16 protein-coding genes are annotated in these 15,572 nt (G+C 50.2%); 11 read left to right on the top strand and 5 right to left on the bottom strand.

Annotation, left to right across the window (positions count from 1 at the left end):
- Positions 1 to 17 precede the first annotated feature (17 nt).
- On the top strand, positions 18 to 485 hold the full coding sequence (locus tag PKX57_RS04980; RefSeq protein ID WP_213921021.1) for a transcriptional repressor: 468 nt from the start codon (positions 18 to 20) through the stop codon (positions 483 to 485).
- Here the strand turns inward: PKX57_RS04980 and PKX57_RS04975 are convergent.
- Complete coding sequence (locus tag PKX57_RS04975; RefSeq protein ID WP_472416267.1) at positions 416 to 1,762, bottom strand: ComEC/Rec2 family competence protein; 1,347 nt, start codon at positions 1,760 to 1,762, stop codon at positions 416 to 418. The two genes, PKX57_RS04980 and PKX57_RS04975, sit on opposite strands and share 70 nt — an antisense overlap.
- 111 nt (positions 1,763 to 1,873) lie before the next feature.
- Between PKX57_RS04975 and PKX57_RS04970 the strand changes: the two genes are divergently transcribed.
- From PKX57_RS04970 to PKX57_RS04925, 10 genes are all read left to right on the top strand, one after another.
- Entirely contained in the window at positions 1,874 to 2,941 is a 1,068-nt protein-coding gene (locus PKX57_RS04970) for a polysaccharide pyruvyl transferase family protein (protein ID WP_169699380.1), read from the top strand.
- 4 nt (positions 2,942 to 2,945) lie between these two features.
- Positions 2,946 to 4,046 (top strand): iron-containing alcohol dehydrogenase family protein, encoded by a 1,101-nt coding sequence (locus tag PKX57_RS04965; protein WP_472416265.1) that lies wholly within the window; start codon positions 2,946 to 2,948, stop codon positions 4,044 to 4,046.
- Positions 4,043 to 5,218 (top strand): class I SAM-dependent rRNA methyltransferase, encoded by a 1,176-nt coding sequence (locus PKX57_RS04960; protein ID WP_472416263.1) that lies wholly within the window; start codon positions 4,043 to 4,045, stop codon positions 5,216 to 5,218. The genes PKX57_RS04965 and PKX57_RS04960 overlap by 4 nt, the downstream gene beginning before the upstream one ends.
- A gap of 78 nt (positions 5,219 to 5,296) precedes the next feature.
- Positions 5,297 to 6,109 carry a septum site-determining protein MinD gene (gene minD, locus PKX57_RS04955; RefSeq protein WP_472416261.1) on the top strand — a complete coding sequence of 271 codons (813 nt, stop codon included), beginning with the start codon at positions 5,297 to 5,299 and terminating at the stop codon, positions 6,107 to 6,109.
- Positions 6,110 to 6,125: 16 nt separating this feature from the next.
- Complete coding sequence (locus PKX57_RS04950; protein WP_472416259.1) at positions 6,126 to 6,401, top strand: cell division topological specificity factor MinE; 276 nt, start codon at positions 6,126 to 6,128, stop codon at positions 6,399 to 6,401.
- Between the two features lie 3 nt (positions 6,402 to 6,404).
- Positions 6,405 to 6,794: a secondary thiamine-phosphate synthase enzyme YjbQ gene (locus PKX57_RS04945; protein ID WP_213921027.1), complete on the top strand. Its 390-nt coding sequence runs from the start codon at positions 6,405 to 6,407 to the stop codon at positions 6,792 to 6,794.
- 37 nt (positions 6,795 to 6,831) lie between these two features.
- Positions 6,832 to 9,600 carry an O-antigen ligase family protein gene (locus PKX57_RS04940; protein ID WP_472416257.1) on the top strand — a complete coding sequence of 923 codons (2,769 nt, stop codon included), beginning with the start codon at positions 6,832 to 6,834 and terminating at the stop codon, positions 9,598 to 9,600.
- 97 nt (positions 9,601 to 9,697) lie between these two features.
- Positions 9,698 to 10,429 carry an ATP-binding cassette domain-containing protein gene (locus PKX57_RS04935; protein ID WP_472416256.1) on the top strand — a complete coding sequence of 244 codons (732 nt, stop codon included), beginning with the start codon at positions 9,698 to 9,700 and terminating at the stop codon, positions 10,427 to 10,429.
- Positions 10,426 to 11,382, top strand: a complete 957-nt coding sequence (locus tag PKX57_RS04930) for a SufD family Fe-S cluster assembly protein (RefSeq protein WP_214047323.1) — start codon at positions 10,426 to 10,428, stop codon at positions 11,380 to 11,382. Before PKX57_RS04935 ends, PKX57_RS04930 begins: the two co-directional genes overlap by 4 nt.
- A gap of 21 nt (positions 11,383 to 11,403) precedes the next feature.
- Positions 11,404 to 12,432, top strand: a complete 1,029-nt coding sequence (locus PKX57_RS04925; protein WP_213921989.1) for a M42 family metallopeptidase — start codon at positions 11,404 to 11,406, stop codon at positions 12,430 to 12,432.
- 26 nt (positions 12,433 to 12,458) lie between these two features.
- Here PKX57_RS04925 and PKX57_RS04920 read toward each other — a convergent pair whose 3' ends face one another.
- From PKX57_RS04920 to dnaB, 4 genes are all read right to left on the bottom strand, one after another.
- Positions 12,459 to 12,884: a hypothetical protein gene (locus PKX57_RS04920; protein WP_213921988.1), complete on the bottom strand. Its 426-nt coding sequence runs from the start codon at positions 12,882 to 12,884 to the stop codon at positions 12,459 to 12,461.
- A gap of 84 nt (positions 12,885 to 12,968) precedes the next feature.
- Positions 12,969 to 13,538, bottom strand: a complete 570-nt coding sequence (locus PKX57_RS04915) for a hypothetical protein (RefSeq protein WP_214050135.1) — start codon at positions 13,536 to 13,538, stop codon at positions 12,969 to 12,971.
- A gap of 5 nt (positions 13,539 to 13,543) precedes the next feature.
- Entirely contained in the window at positions 13,544 to 14,296 is a 753-nt protein-coding gene (locus PKX57_RS04910) for an ABC transporter ATP-binding protein (protein ID WP_472416254.1), read from the bottom strand.
- Entirely contained in the window at positions 14,293 to 15,570 is a 1,278-nt protein-coding gene (gene dnaB / locus PKX57_RS04905) for a replicative DNA helicase (protein ID WP_472416252.1), read from the bottom strand. Before dnaB ends, PKX57_RS04910 begins: the two co-directional genes overlap by 4 nt.
- Positions 15,571 to 15,572 lie beyond the last annotated feature (2 nt).

Here is a 15,572-nt window from a genome sequence, read left to right as displayed (position 1 = left end):
ATGAATGGAGGTTTATCATGAAATGCGATCAGCTCAGAACGGAGCTGAAAAAGAGAAACCAGAGGATGACGGCCCAGAGAGATATAGTTCTGAAGTCTTTTATCGAGGCGGAAACAGATCATCTGAGCGCCGACGAAGCTTACCGGAAAGTGATGGAGAAAAATTGCAGAATAAGCAAAGCGACCGTCTACAGAACGGTCGAGCTCCTCGCCGGACTCGGGCTGTTGCGCAGGATCGTCTTCAGGGACGGAATAATAAGGTATGAACTGGTGAAGAAGGGCGAGCATCACCACCATCACGTTGTCTGCAACAGATGCGGTAGCGTCGTCGAATTTCCTCTGGATAATCTCGATGATCTGGAAGAACTGGTCAGGGAGAAAACGGGGTACACGATCGAAGATCATCAGTTGAAATTCTACGGCTTGTGCCCGAAATGCCAGAGCGAAAAGAAAACACAGAACAACAGAGACAGCGAAACCAAATAAGCGCCCACACCTTCCAGTCTCATCACGGGTATCAATCCAGAGATCGTTTCGGTAGAGATTTCGAAGATTCTGGAAAGCTGCTTGAGTGCTCCGGCCAGAAAGTCGCAGATAGGGCCGAAGTTCAGCGCATCGAATATCATTAGCGAGATGACGCCTATATAGGAAGGTATGATGAACAGCGGTACCATGAGTATGGTGAGCGGGATACTGGCTACCGAGATGGTTCCGAAAACGTTGAGGGACAGAGGTATGACGGCGATCTGTGCGATAACGCCCGTCATGAAGGCCTGAAACATGAAGTTGTGCTCTGTGAATACTGGCAAAAAGATGAGCAGCATCGCGGTCGCGAAGAAACTGAGCTGGAAAGAGATCGATACGATTATCGACGGCTGAGATAACATCATAAGTATACCGGTGAGTCCGAGAACGTTCAGTGGGTGTTGCCGATAGTCGATGAATCTGAAGAACGAATAGATGGCGAGCATTAGGAAGCTCCTCATCGCCGAGATCGAGGGACCGGTCGCCATTGTGTAGAGAAAGATGAGCGATACGGAAAGCATCAATTTCGTCCTTCTTCCGAGAAGAAATCTGGATAAGGCATAGTTCGCGAACAGGTACATCATGCCGATATGGAGGCCCGAAACGGCGAACAGGTGGGCAACCCCCAGATTGGAAACCTCGTTCCTTGTACCGCTTTCCATAGATCTCCTGTCACCTAGAAAGACGGAGCCGGCCATTGTATCCAGCAACCCGTACTTCTTCAGTTTGTCTCTGGAATACCTTCCCGGCAAAGAGAGTAGTCTGAACCTCTCGAAATGGCCGTCGGCAACTGAATCTATAACGTAAAGCGGGAAGATGCTTCTGACCTCCATATTTCCGGCGGCCCAGATTATCTGTCCGGTGTAGAGCTCCTCATTGCTTTTTGAAAGCCTTATCTGGACCGTGTCTCTAAGAGAGCGCCAGTTCCCGTTGATCAATATCTTTCCTTCCGATGCCTCGACGAATCCCGTCCCTCCACGCGTAACGTATCCGGTGTACTCGATACCGCCCGGTTCGATCTTTCGAGGCACCATCATCTGTAAAGAGAGACCGGCCAGGAAAAAGGCCAGCCACAGAAACCTGTTGACCGATCTCTGCGAGATCAGAAAGGCTGCGGTCGAAAGCGACAGGAGCGCAATAGTACCGGCAGGAGACGAAAAGGCTAGGAGTATCGACAGCCCGCCTAGAATAATAGCAAAGAGATAATAGATCAGTGGAAACTCTGTGTTACTCTTCAAAAGTCCATCCCCCCGACTAATTGTACAACCCGTTTGAAATCTTTTGTATAGGGGTATCTGAAATTCACTTGTGATAAAATACTATTGTCTAATGTTCCCGGAGGTTATGTTGTGAGACAATTTCCGTTTGGCGGGTTAACTCTGGTGGGTTACTACGGTTATGACAACCTTGGTGACGATCTTTTGTTACTCTCTTCTCTTGCTCTGCTGGAAGAGATAGAATTCAAAGGTCCCGTTTTTTTGCCAGCCGCCCCTCCAGTAGAAAAGATCTATGGAAGGTTTCCAGAGAAATTGGACGTGCGGATAATAAAAAGATTCAATCCGCGTGATCTCGCCTTGGCCATCAGTAGCTCGGTGATGACCGTCTTCGGTGGGGGAAATCTTTTGCAGGATTGCACGAGCTGGAGAAGCTTCATCTACTACTACGGATTGGCCAGGTACACTTTGAGAAAGGGAAAACCGCTCATTTTTCTTTCCCAGGGCTTCGGACCTATTGAGCACGGTTCCAACAAAAAGGCTCTGGACAGACTCCTCTCAAATCCCCTCACCTCGGGAGTAACAAGGGACGATTGCAGTTTCCAGCACTTCTCTTCGTTGTCGAAGAACGTTCACCCCGGTACCGATTATGGACCGTACTACCTTTTCAAGAAGGGAATACTCCCCAAAAGAAGGCAAAGTGAAACGGGCTTAGCGGTGATCGTTCTGAAAAACGGGACAAAGGTCGATGATGTTCTGAAAGCCTTGAAACTGAACAACATAACGGCCGTCTGCGCGATCGGTTTTCACAACCATCACGACGAAGAAAAGAGAAGAGAGCTTGAAGAGAAAGCGAGTGCGAATGGCTTCAAGATCTACAAGACTTCAACAGATATGGAAGGCGTCATAGAGGTTTTCAACAGCGCGCAGCTGATAATTACCGAGAGACTTCACGGAGCGATACTGGCCATCTCCATGGGAATACCTTTCGTGTGGCGTAAAAATAGCAAACTCGACAGTTTCGTTAAATCGCTGGACGGTCGATGCGATCTCAACTTTGAAGATGGTTGCGAGGATTTGACGATAGCTATCAACAACTCTTTGAAGTATTCGGTAGACCTTAAGGGAGAATATCTCTCCCGCCTGAACGAAACTGTTGAGACAAGCAAAGGAATTATGAGGAAAATTTTAGATAGAGGGTGATGAGATGTGGAGATACTTTCTACCGACGAGAGTCTTCTCGGGAAGCGGTGTCCTAAAAATCAACCAGACGGTCTTCAAAGAGAATGGAACGAAAGCCCTCGTAGTTACCGGTAGATCATCGGCCCGGCTCAGCGGTGCCCTTGACGATGCAATCGAGATTCTCAAGAACCTCGATGTGCCTTATGCGCTCTTCGACGAGGTCGAGGAGAACCCATCCTTTGCGACGGTTGAGAAGGGTGGAAGGATCATGGAGGAGAACGACTGTGATTTCGTTGTCGCCATCGGTGGAGGCAGTCCGCTCGATGCGGCCAAGGCTATCTCGGCTCTCAACAAAAACAGAGAAATAACCTGCGACGACCTTTATCGAGGCGATTCGCTGGTGGCCTTTCCGATAATAGCGATTCCCACAACCTCGGGAACCGGAAGCGAGGTGACGCCCTATTCGATCCTGACCGACGGTAACGGTATAAAGAAAGGGTTCGGAATGCCCTCGGCTTTTCCGATCGTTTCCTTTCTGGATGCAGGATACACCCTCACCATGTCCCGAGAGGTGACTCTGGCCACAGCTCTGGATGCGTTATCCCATTCACTCGAGGGAGAGATAGTGAACAACGGATACAACCCTCTGGTGAAAATGCTCTCCGTAGAATCCACCGGAATAATCTATCGTGTTCTTCCCCGGCTTATCGACAGAGAAAGAGATTTCGCCCTTAGAGAGAAAATGCAGTACGCCGCCATGCTCGCCGGCATGGTGATAGCCCATACAGGCACCACGGCCGTTCATGCGGCCGGCTATCCGCTCTCTTCGTTCAAAGGCGTCAAGCATGGAATCGCAAACGCCGTGACTATGATAAAGGTCTTCGAAAGAATAGCGCAGGCCGATCCCGAAAGGATAGCCAGAGCCATCGAGCCATTCAAGGATCTCGGGGAGCTCGAAGACTTCCTCGATAGCTTCAGGGTCCAGGAAATGGCGCCTATTCTCACCGAGGAGGAGGTACAGAGATGGTCGGAACTGTCGTCGAAGGCCTCTCACAATAAGAAAACTCCTGGAGATCTCGATAGAGACTTTTACGTAGAACTCTACAGGGGGCTGGGGAAACGTTGAATTCCGCCGTACTGAAGAGGAACATCAAAAGGCGCATCTCGGCAGGGCACCCCTGGATCTACGATAATGAAATCGAAAGGTGCGAATCACCGCTCGATGGAAGCCTGGTCGATGTTTTCACTTTTTCCGGCCAGTTCGTGGGACGCGGATACTACAATTCGAACTCGATCATACGCATAAGGCTCCTGACTCGGAAGAATGTGCCAATAGACAGAGAATTCTTCAAAGAAAGGTTTTCCAGGGTCTTTCGCGCCAGAGAAGGCCTTCTACGTAACAGCAACGCGGTACGGGTCATATTCGGAGAGGCAGACGGAGTACCGGGTTTGATTGTTGACAGGTTTTCCGACTATATGGTCGTTCAGTTCAACACCCTTGGAATAAACACTTTCAGGGACGAAATAGTCGAATCGCTCGTGAAACTCTTCAACCCTCCGGGGATCTATGAAAAGAGCGAGGGTCTGGCGCTGAGCAAAGAGGGTTTGGAGAGAAGAGAGAAATGGATACACGGCAAAGGGCCTGAGTTGATCCCTTTCGTGTTGAACGGCATCAGATTTCTTGCAGACACGAAGGGCCAGAAGACCGGTTTTTTCCTCGATCAACGTGAAAATGCCCTAAGGCTCTCGCCCATGAGTGATGGTGGAAGGGTGATCGATCTCTTCTCGTACACGGGAAATTTTGCGCTTCACTGTCTCGCCGGAGGCGCCAGAGAGGCAACGTTAGTCGATATATCCCAGAGAGCCCTGGATGTGGCCAGGGAAAGTGCTTCACTCAACGGATGGAAAGACAGGTGCACTTTCATCACCGCCAACGCCTTCGATTATTTACGTGAAAGCGATCAGTCGTCGGCCGATATAATCGTTATCGATCCTCCCGCAATGGCTAAATCTTCCTCATCTAAGGCGAATGCCCTGAGGGGGTATAAAGAATTAAACCTCAGGGCAATCAAGAGCCTCAAGAGCGGTCGTCTTCTTGCCACTTCGTCCTGTACACAGATACTTTCTGAGGAGGAGTGGCAGAGATCGATAAACGAAGCCTTTCAGGACAGCAAGAAACTGGGGATCGTCTCTTTCAGGGGAGGTCAACCTCCCGACCACCCGGAGGTCAGTTCCATATACGAGACGAAGTACCTCAAATTCCTTATATACAGGGTGTTTGGTATCAACGAGTTTTGATTTTCCTTTCTGTTGCGAGCTCTTGTTAATGTACAATGTTATAATTCATAAAAGTCTAACGGCTGGAGGTTGATGGAAATGGCCAAGGTATTCGTTGTGACTTCCGGAAAAGGGGGAGTCGGAAAGACGACAGTAACGGCCAATATCGGTTGTGCTCTCGCCAACAAGGGCGCCAAGGTCTGTTTAATAGACGCAGACATAGGTCTGAAGAACCTTGATATCGCCCTGGGTCTGGAGAACAGAGTTGTGCATACGATACTGGACGTTGCGAACGGAAAAGTAACGGCTTCTGAGGCTCTGGTGAGGCACAAACAGATAAAGGGGCTGTACCTTCTGGCGGCATCGCAGATAGCGACCAAGGAGATGCTCTCTCCCGAGGACATGAAGAAAATCGTGGCGGAGATTTATCCGAAGTTCGACTATATCATCGTCGATTCCCCCGCCGGAATCGAAAGAGGCTTCAGAAACGCTATCGCTGCTGCCGAAAGGGCTTTGGTGGTTACCACCCCGGAGCTTCCAGCTATTACCGACGCAGACAGAGTCATAGGGCTCCTGGAAAACTCCGGTATGCTCGAGAGCAATATACGCCTTCTCATAAACCGTTTCAAGATACAGATGGTTAAGCGCGGAGACATGCTCACCAGGGAAGATATACAGGGAAACCTCGCCATAGACCTCATCGGCATCATCCCCGACAGCGACGAAGTGATCGTGGCGACAAACAAGGGCGTGCCGGTTGTCCTCAACGGAAACGGTGAGGGGATCGGAAGGGTTTTCAACAACATCGCCCAGAGAATAAAAGGGGAAGCGATTCCGGTCGAAAACGACATCCTAGAACAGGGATCCTGGGGATTCTTGGAATTCCTCAAGCGACTTTTCAGAAGAAACTGAGAGGGAGTTGAAGCGTATGTTCTTTGGACTTTTCAGAAAAAAGAAGAAGACTGAAGGAAGCAGAAAAGAAGCGAAGGATAGACTGGAATCGATCACCGGCGGTAGAAGATACTCCGTGCCGGTTCGAGAAGTGATTCCTCAAGAGCTTCTCCAATCCAGCGGCAAGGATATGATCTACCAGATAAAGGCTTACGTCGCCGACAAATACAAGGTAAATGAAGAGAACGTCAAGGTCCAGCTCGAAGAGCACAACGGTTATGTTGTGATAATCACCAACGTTGTCTTCCACTGAGCCATGGTATATACGATAAAAAGCGGTAAGCGTGTTGAATTCATAGACATCACCGATCTGGTTCACCAGTCTCTCAGAGAATCACGTGTCTCCCACGGTGTGGTCAACGTGTTCGTACCCCACACGACTGCCGGCGCAACGGTAAATGAAAACTCCGACCCGAACGTTGTAGAGGATATGATAAACTGGCTGGGTCGTTTGGTGCCGGTCAGTGAAGAGTTCAGGCATTTCGAAGGAAATTCTGACGCCCATATCAAAGCCACCCTTGTAGGTTCTTCGGTAAATATTCCATTCAGCGATAGTGAGCTGAATCTCGGAGTCTGGCAGGCCGTATATTTTTGCGAGTTCGACGGTCCAAGGAAGAGAAACGTTGTGATCTCGGTGATCGGATAGGAGAGACGTAAAAAAGAATACTGGTGCGAAGGGTACATTGAAAGGAGCCTTTATGCGGAAAAGGTCGCTGCTTTTCTATGTAGTTTTCATCTTCGGTTCTTCCCTTTTTGCCATAAAGGGTTTCACCTGGGACATGGGTCTTCCCAAGTTCTATTTCGCCTCGGTCATGATCTCTATTTTGATCATATTTCTAGGTATGAAGGCCGTTCGCTCGCCATGGGAGCTCTCTATGGCTTTTCCGCAGATCATCGCGCTGATGTTGGCCGCTTACTCCTGTTTAACCACCCTGTTACTTCTTGAGAGCCTTCCCGAGGTCTTTCCCGTTTCACTGGGTTACGCCATGAACTTCCTGCTCTTCGTGGTCTTTTCGGTTCTGATCTCTAAGGATTCCGGAGACAAGCTGCTGATCTTTTTGCAGATTTTCATCGTTGCCGGTCTCGTGATCGCCCTGGACGCTTTGTTCGCTTTCTACTCGGGAACGAGTTTGCTCTGGGGTACGGAAAGCGCTCCCCTGTCGCGTGGCAATCTGGCCTCGGTGATAGGCAACGTAAACTTCACGACGGATCTGATGGGGATGTTACTCCTGCCGGTGGCATTCTTGGTCGTTACGAAGAAGCCCGTTTGGAAGCGTGAAACTCTTCGCAGAGTGTTTTATCTGGTTGTCTTCTCGGTCCTCCTTGTGGTTATTCTAATAGGTCAGACGAGATCGGTATATTATTCGGTTATTGGTTCTTTGATTTTCGTTGTTCTATTCTCAACGGTACTCTTGATAAGGTTCCGGCCGAAGGGAGTTTTCACCGCGTTCAGCCGCCTCTTCCTTCTTTTGCTGTTGCTGGTGACAGTTGCTGTCGTCTGGACCTATTCAGGAGACAATTTCCTCACACAGGGAAGCTTCAGCTTCTCGGAAAGATTGACGTACACTTTCGAGGACAGCATTTCCGTTGATTCGCGTCTTCTCCAGTGGGAAGCGGCGCTTGAGCAATGGAAGGGATCGAAGGTCCTCGGGACCGGTTTCGGCTCCTACAAGTACTTCTCGACGGAAAATATGGGTGTGGTTCTCGCCACGAAACCCCAGTACATGTACGCGGCCGGTCTGAACAGCATAAGGGCGCACAACGAGTACACACAGATGCTTGGCGAGACGGGTGTGGTCGGTCTGTCGCTGGTATTTCTTTTCATCTTTTCGATGGCGATACACTCCTGGAAGGTGGTCTCCAGGACAGATTCTCCCAAAAACGCTCTCGAGTACCTCTTTCTGATCGCCGGTCTGCTCATACTTTTCATAGATTCGATCCTTTCATTTCCAGCCCATCTGATGCCTAATGCCCTTTTAGGGGTTTTTCTCTTCGGCTTTGCCATGAGAAGGGAATACTACGGTGGCAGGAGACTAACCGTAAAGTTCGGTGGGGCAGTATCGTTGATCGCGGTCGTTTTCTCGCTGGGGACTTCGGTCCTGATGAGCAGGAATTTCATCTCGGAAGGACTTTTCACCAGGGGTTATATAGCCTACAAAAACCTCGAAAATATCAATCCGCAGATCCCAGGGCTTCTGGAATCAATTAGCAGCATAAAGGTGGAAAAGGAACTGTTGCAGAATTTCACGGGTACCTACACGGCGCTCGCAACAGATACCTACGTCACCTCCAGAGAGAACCGGCTGCGTGAAAGGTATCCCGTTGCTCCGGAAAGGCTCCTTCACGATATGGCCGTTCAGGAACAAGAACTGGCTTACAAATCGGCTCAGTCTCAGCTGGATTCAAGGTTGAGGGCAGCTTCTAGCGCTTTGATGAACGCCAGGCAGGACGGGAACGAAAACTTCTACAGGGCTCTCAGGAACCTGGCTCTATCGAGAGAGCTCTCACCAGGGCAATACATGGCCGATGTGTATTTCGGCTATCTCTACCTGACTGCACAGAGGAAAGAGGATTTCAGGCTCAAGCTTTCCATGAGTCAGGGTAATCTTGAGGCAGTCTACAGGGAGATCTTCTCAAGAGAGGATGCCTTCTCGGCGTGGCTTAACGACTCCGGTCAGACCGGCGGTCTTCTGAATGAAATTTCGCTCGATCACGCGTTCTTGAGGAACCTTCCGGACGCGGTATTTCATACCGTAAGCTCGACCGACCTTCAGTCGCTTCTTGACGGACTCGATTCAGATCTTTTGATCGATTTTCAGCTTTCTCTCGATGCGATCGACGCGCTCTTGAGGTCGCTTAGCACGGCTCCCGATCTGCAGGTGGTGAGAAACACCGCCAGTCTCCTCTTCAGGGTAATGATCGACTCATCTGAAGTGTCTGCCGAATTGAAGGAGATCGTTCCGATCCTGAAAGATCCCGCCACTTTGAACGGAATAATCGCAGATCTTGATGATCTACCGTCTTCTCACAGGCGTGAGATGGTCGCCCTTTACGAAGAGGCCATAGCCAACAGCCCTGGAAGCTGGCTCAAAGACGATCCGAACATCTACGAAGAGTACTCGAGAAACCTCCTCATGGTTTACGGCGAGGGCGAACTTGCGAAAGTCCTGGAGATCGCGGAGAGCGAGCTCTTCGCCTGGAGTTACATGAAGAGCCAGAACGTTGTGCCCGACGGGGTTCTGAAGGTTCTCCGGTCTTTTAAAGAAGATCTAAAAATTGGATGGGTAGAGGCTCTGTACGGAGAGGCGGCGGCCTGGTGCGAAGAGAGAATCGCCTTTTTGAAACCGGAGCTGGAGAACCAGGATATCCCGAACGTGGAAAGGGAAAAGCTTAACGTCTTTCTTAGAAGAGCAGACGGCTTCATAAAATTGTACAAATATTTTCTGGAATAGTGAAAAGTCACCGGGATGTAACATAAGCAACGTATCTGGCATTGCTGACGTTATTGATCGGACTTATGATAGTAATAGCGATGCCTGGAGGTATGAGATGCTTGAAGTAAAGGATATAAAGCTGGTTCGCGATGGAAGGGCGATTCTCAATTGTCTGTCCGCGCAGTTCGAAAAGGGAAAGGTTTACGCCGTTCTGGGTAACAACGGCGTGGGTAAATCGACGCTTTCGTACGTTTTGATGGGACTGGAATCCCACCGCGATTACGACGGCAGTATAGTACTTGATGGAGATCGAATAAACGGCCTGTCGGTGCCCGAAAGAGCAAAAAAAGGCATTACGCTGGGCTGGCAGGAGCCGGCCAGATTTACCGGATTGACCGTTAAAGAATACCTCACCCTCGGTGGAAAGATGAAGTTATCTTCCGAAGAGCTGCTGGAAATACTGGCGGTGGTGGGGCTGAACGGCGATTACCTGGATCGTTTCGTTGACGATACCTTGAGCGGAGGCGAGAGAAAACGTGTCGAACTGGCCTCCATAATGATCGTCAACCCTCATGTGGTTATACTGGACGAACCGGATTCCGGTATAGATATCATGTCGATGGAGATGATCGAAAACGTTCTCGAGAAACTGAAAGACAAAGGAACGACCGTCATAATAATCACCCACCGCGAAGAGATAGCGCGAATGGCCGATGAGGCTTACCTTCTCTGCGGTGGAAGAATGCTCGCATCGGGAGAACCAGAAGAGATAGTCCAGTTTTACAGAAAGCTCTGCGACAAATGCCAGCACATAAACGAGCCCGTCAGAGGAGACGTTTCGACATGATCGAGTCCAGTTACGAACGTGAATTCAAAGCGATAGCTCAGGAATACGAAAGGTCCGGTGGTAATGTATCGGACTTTCTCAGAAAAGATATAGTATCGATAATCGTGAGCGGCAACAAGATTATCGGAAGAAACACCGTCGAAGGAGTCCATCTCAGGGCAAAAGAACTGGATAACGGTGTCGAAGTCTGGTTGGATATAGACGACGGGATCGTTGTTGATAACCCCATCCACCTTTGTACGGGATACTTAAAGCCCGAGGGTGTTCAGACCGTTCTCATTCACAACAGGATCGGCGACGGTTCGAAGGTGAAGTTCATCTCTCATTGCGTTTTCCCGAGTGGAAAGAACTTCACGCATTCGATGGTTGCGGATACGAACGTGGGTAAAGGTGCCGAGATGCTGTACGAAGATACGCACATGCACAGCAAAGACGGCGGCGTAACGGTAATGGCCACTTACAGGACTAGAGTCGAAGAAGGCGGACGTTTTCAGAACCTCTTCTACCTCACAAAGACTCGCGTGGGCAAGCTCTACGTTAAAATGTACGTGGATCTCGAGAAAAACGCTTCCGCGCACCTCGAATCCAAGGTCTATGAAAGGGAGGACGACTATCTGGAGATCGATGAGGAGATCAACCTCAACGGCGAGGGCTCTTCAGGAATAGCCAAGACGACGGTCTTCGCCACAGATCAGAGCAAGGCTAAGATCATCAACAAGGCCTACGGAAATGCACCTTTCTCGAGAGGACATATAGAATGCAACGAGATAATCAAGGGAGACGCCGTCGAGGTCGGTACGGTGCCGGAACTGTATGTGAAGAACGAAAAGGCCGAATTGACACACGAGGCCTCCATCGGCAGGGTCAACGTGAAGCAGATGGAAACGCTCATGTCTAAAGGTCTCAGCGAAGAAGAAGCGACCGATTTGATAATCAAAGGGATGCTCAGATAAAAAGAACAGGGGGTAGGCGGTTTGAAGTATCTTGAAGATTACACGATCAGGAAGATCCTGGAGCTGGTGAATATCCCCAGCCCTTCGGGATTCACGGAGAAAATTATCGAGTTTGTGGCAACCCAGTTGCGGGAGATGGGTTTCGAGCCGCGTATCACCAGAAAGGGAGCGCTGGTGGTCGAGCTGGGCGGTTCGGGAAATCCGCTCGTTCTAGTGGCTCACGTCGATACGCTGGGTGCGATGGTGAAGTCTCTGAAATCTAACGGCAGACTGGAGATAACCAACGTAGGTGGTTTCACCATGAACAGCATAGAGAACGAAAACTGCACGATCCACACGAAATCGGGAAAGACGTACACCGGAACCATACAGAGTCTGGCGCCGTCGGTACATGTTTTCGAAAACGCCAGAACCCTGGAGCGAAAAATGTCAAACATGGAAATAAGGGTCGATGAAGAGGTCTCCTGTCAGTCCGATCTCGAAAAGCTGGGAATAGAGGCCGGGGATTTCATCTCTTTCCATCCCAGAGCCGTGGTTACCGACAGTGGTTTCATAAAGACCAGACATCTCGATGACAAGGCAAGCGCGGCCATTTTATTGGGCCTGGCCAGAAAGGTCTCCATCGGAGAGCTGGAATGCGGCCGGAAGGTCTACCTCTTTTTCTCTAACTACGAGGAGGTCGGACACGGTGCTTCGGCTGCGATGCCGGAAGACTCGGAGGAGATAATATCTGTCGATATGGGCGCCGTGGGCGACACGCTCAAGACCGACGAGTATGTGGTTTCCATCTGTGCCAAAGATTCCGGCGGTCCCTACGATGGCCAGACAGTGAAAAAACTCATCGATGCCGCCAGAAGGGCCGGTGCCGATTACAGGGTGGATATCTATCCCTTCTATGGATCGGATGTTGAAGCGTCGCTACGTGCCGGATACGATGTCATGTTCGGACTGCTGGGGCCGGGGGTTGAGGCATCGCACGGCTACGAGAGGACTCACTGTAAAGCCGTTGATAACACATTGAAGTTGTTGCAAGAGTACATAAAAAAATGAGGCGCTTTACGCGCCTCATTTTTTTATCAGAAGAGTATCTTCCCTTTTTTAGAACCTCTTTCCTGGCCGAGTTGATTGACGAAGCCGGCCGGCGCCACATCAATGACCTTGCTCTTCTCGGCTTCCATTGCTTCCTGCATTTTCTTGCGGTACTCGTCCATCCTTTCCTTGAGTTCTGAGACATCGCCCTGAAGCCAGTCGTAGATGTTATCGGTCAATCTATCCGTGATCTCTTCGCCACGCTCGTTCTCCTCCATGAGCCCGGCGTTCATTGTGATTTCGAGTTCATCTTCGACGGCTTTTTTTACGTCGTCCCTGGTAAAATCCGGTGCCATAATCTTCACCAGCCGCATCGCGATGTTGGTTCTCAATCTCAGATCGTCTATCGTAGCTTCGAGGTTGTCCACCCTCGCCATTATCGCACTGAGAAATTGATCAAGAGATATCTGCATGTTTTTCAACTCCCTTCTAAATTTTCCTCTTATATGATACTACCTGGAAGTGGTGAGAGAGTTAACACTTTGTTTTACGTCTAATTATCGAGAGATTTGAGATCTGTATCTCATCCTGATCAGCCATGCAGATAAAACCAGGACCAGCGCCGCCGCCATGAGATCGCCGGCGGCCACCGAGTCTATCCAGCCGGAGGGAAGATACTTTCCCCAAAAGAATCCTCCAAAGAAGTCGCTGTCGATAATACCCAGAGCGATGAGGCCCGTTCCAAGGAGGGCCGCGATCGACGACTCAAGGACGGCCAGATTTCTTTTGAAAAGAACGAAAGATACGAATGCGAATGAAAAAACCAGCGATAACATACACAGGGCCGCCAGGATCGCGAAATACCAGGTCTCTCCGTGAGTGACGGCCGTAAGTACAATCAGTAGCAACGTACAGGGTCTTTTGATTATATCTGAAAGCATCCTTCTAAAGTTGCCCGGGTTGTCAACCGGTACGATCGATCTGAGTTGCAGCGGACCGATGATCAACGAAAAGAAAAGGACCGTTCCAGCATAGGATGAGCTCGCCAGAAAGAAAGACATAACCGCCAGAATCGCAATAACCGTCTCAGCTGTGGCAATGGCCAGAGTCGAATATTTCAATTTCAAAACCCTCACTCTCCAGACCCATTGCCGTAAGCGGTCTCACCGTTTCCGGTCATGTCAAGGAACAGCTCTTCTAGAGAGTACTCCATCTTTCCCGATCGACTCCTTAGCTCGTTCAATGTACCCTCTGCTATCAGTCTGCCGTTGTCGATGATTCCGATGCGGTCGCACATTTTCTCGGCCACTTCGAGCACATGAGTCGTGAAGAAGATGGCGGCACCCCCGCCGGCCATCGCCCTCAACGTCAGTTTGAGTTTCCGTGCGCTCGCGGCGTCCAGTCCCACTGTGGGCTCGTCGAGGAATATGACCGATGGGTTCCTCATCAGCGCGATAGAAACCATCAGTTTCTGTTTCATTCCGTGAGAATAGTCGCTTATGTACTTGCCCAGGTAGTCTATACCGAAGATCTCGGCGATCTCGTAAAGGCGCTTCAGGGTCTCTCTCTTGGGAAGCCTGAATATATCGATGATGAACATCGCGAATTCTATTCCTTTCAGGTTGTCGTACATCTTCGGCTCGTCGGGAACCACGGCGATCAATCTCTTTATCTCCATTCCCGATTCTCTCATCCTCAAACCGGCGATCTCTATCTCGCCGGAGTTCGGTTCCATGACTCCGGTGAGCATCTTAATCGTGGTAGTTTTACCCGCTCCGTTCGGTCCGAGAAAGCCGTAAATCTCGCCGCTCTCGACGCAGAGGTTCAGGTCGTTGACGGCGATAAGGTTGCCGAACCTCCTGGTCAATCCCCTGGCTACAATCATCGTTCAACCTCGAAGGCCTTTTCGAAGAAAGCCACCGTCTTCGGGTTGAAAATCATTTCGAGCGTCCCCACCGGCCCGTTCCGCTGTTTGCCGATGATTATCTTCGTCACCTGCGGCATGTCGCTCACTTCGCTTTTGTCTTTGTAATACTCTTCCCTGTACAGGAACATCACGGTATCGGCATCCTGCTCGATAGCGCCGGATTCCCTCAGGTCACTGAGCCGCGGTGTCTTGTCTTCTCGCTGCTCAACGGCCCTCGATAGCTGTGAGAGGGCAACGACAGTTATTTTTAACTCTCTGGCCAGGAGCTTCATCGAACGCGAGATCTCCGAGATTTCCTGTTGTCTGTTGTCGGTTTTGCCTTTCGTGTGCATCAGTTGCAGATAATCAACGAAGAGTACCTGTATACTGTGCTCCATCTTTATACGCCTGGCCTTGGCCCTGAGTGTGCGCGGATCTAGAGAGGGTTCGTCGTCTATGATTATCGGCGCCGTTTGCAGGACGCTGGCTCCCGTTGTGAGCCTCTTCCATTCTTCGTTGTTGATATCGCCGGCACGCAGCTTAGAGAGCTCGAAATTGCTGACGTTGCATAGAAGTCTTTGAGCGAGCTGTTCTTTCGACATCTCGAGACAGAAGATGCCCACCGGGATCCTGAACTCCAGCGCCATTTTGCAGGCGATGCTCAAGGCAAAGGCGGTCTTTCCCATAGAAGGACGCGCCGCAACTATCACAAGATCGGAAGGTCTGAAACCGGTAGTCGTCTCGTCCAGTTTTCTGTAACCGGTGGCGACTCCGGTTATCCTTCCACTGAGCGCGTTTTCTTTGAGTTTCTCGAGGTTTTGAAAGACTTCGTGCATTATCTTGCCTATAGGTTGATAAGTCTTGGAAACCTGTGACTCCGTGATCTGGAATATAGCTTTCTCGGCGTTATCGAGAATCTCGTCGGTATCATTGTTTTCGTAAGCGCTTTCCACGATAGAACTGGCCGCGGTTATAAGTGATCTCAAAAGCGATTTTTCTTTGACCGTCTTCGCGTAATAGGAGAAGTTGGCCGAGGTCGGCACGAGGTCGGCCAGTTTGGCGAGTTCAACTTCTCCACCTATCTCTTCGAGCGATCCGGATGTTCTCAACCTCTCGGTGACGGAGACGATATCGACGGGGTTCCCCTCGTCGAAGAGCCTTTCCATCGTCGCGAAAATCAGCTGGTGCTTTCTCAAATAGAAGTCCTGACTTGTGAGAAGCTCCATGATATCTGGAACGACATCGGGATCGATCA

Origin of the sequence: Mesotoga sp. (assembly GCF_035363035.1) — a bacterium.
In the GTDB taxonomy this organism is placed as follows: Bacteria; Thermotogota; Thermotogae; order Petrotogales; family Kosmotogaceae; genus Mesotoga.
This window is presented reverse-complemented; position numbering and strand designations above follow the sequence as displayed.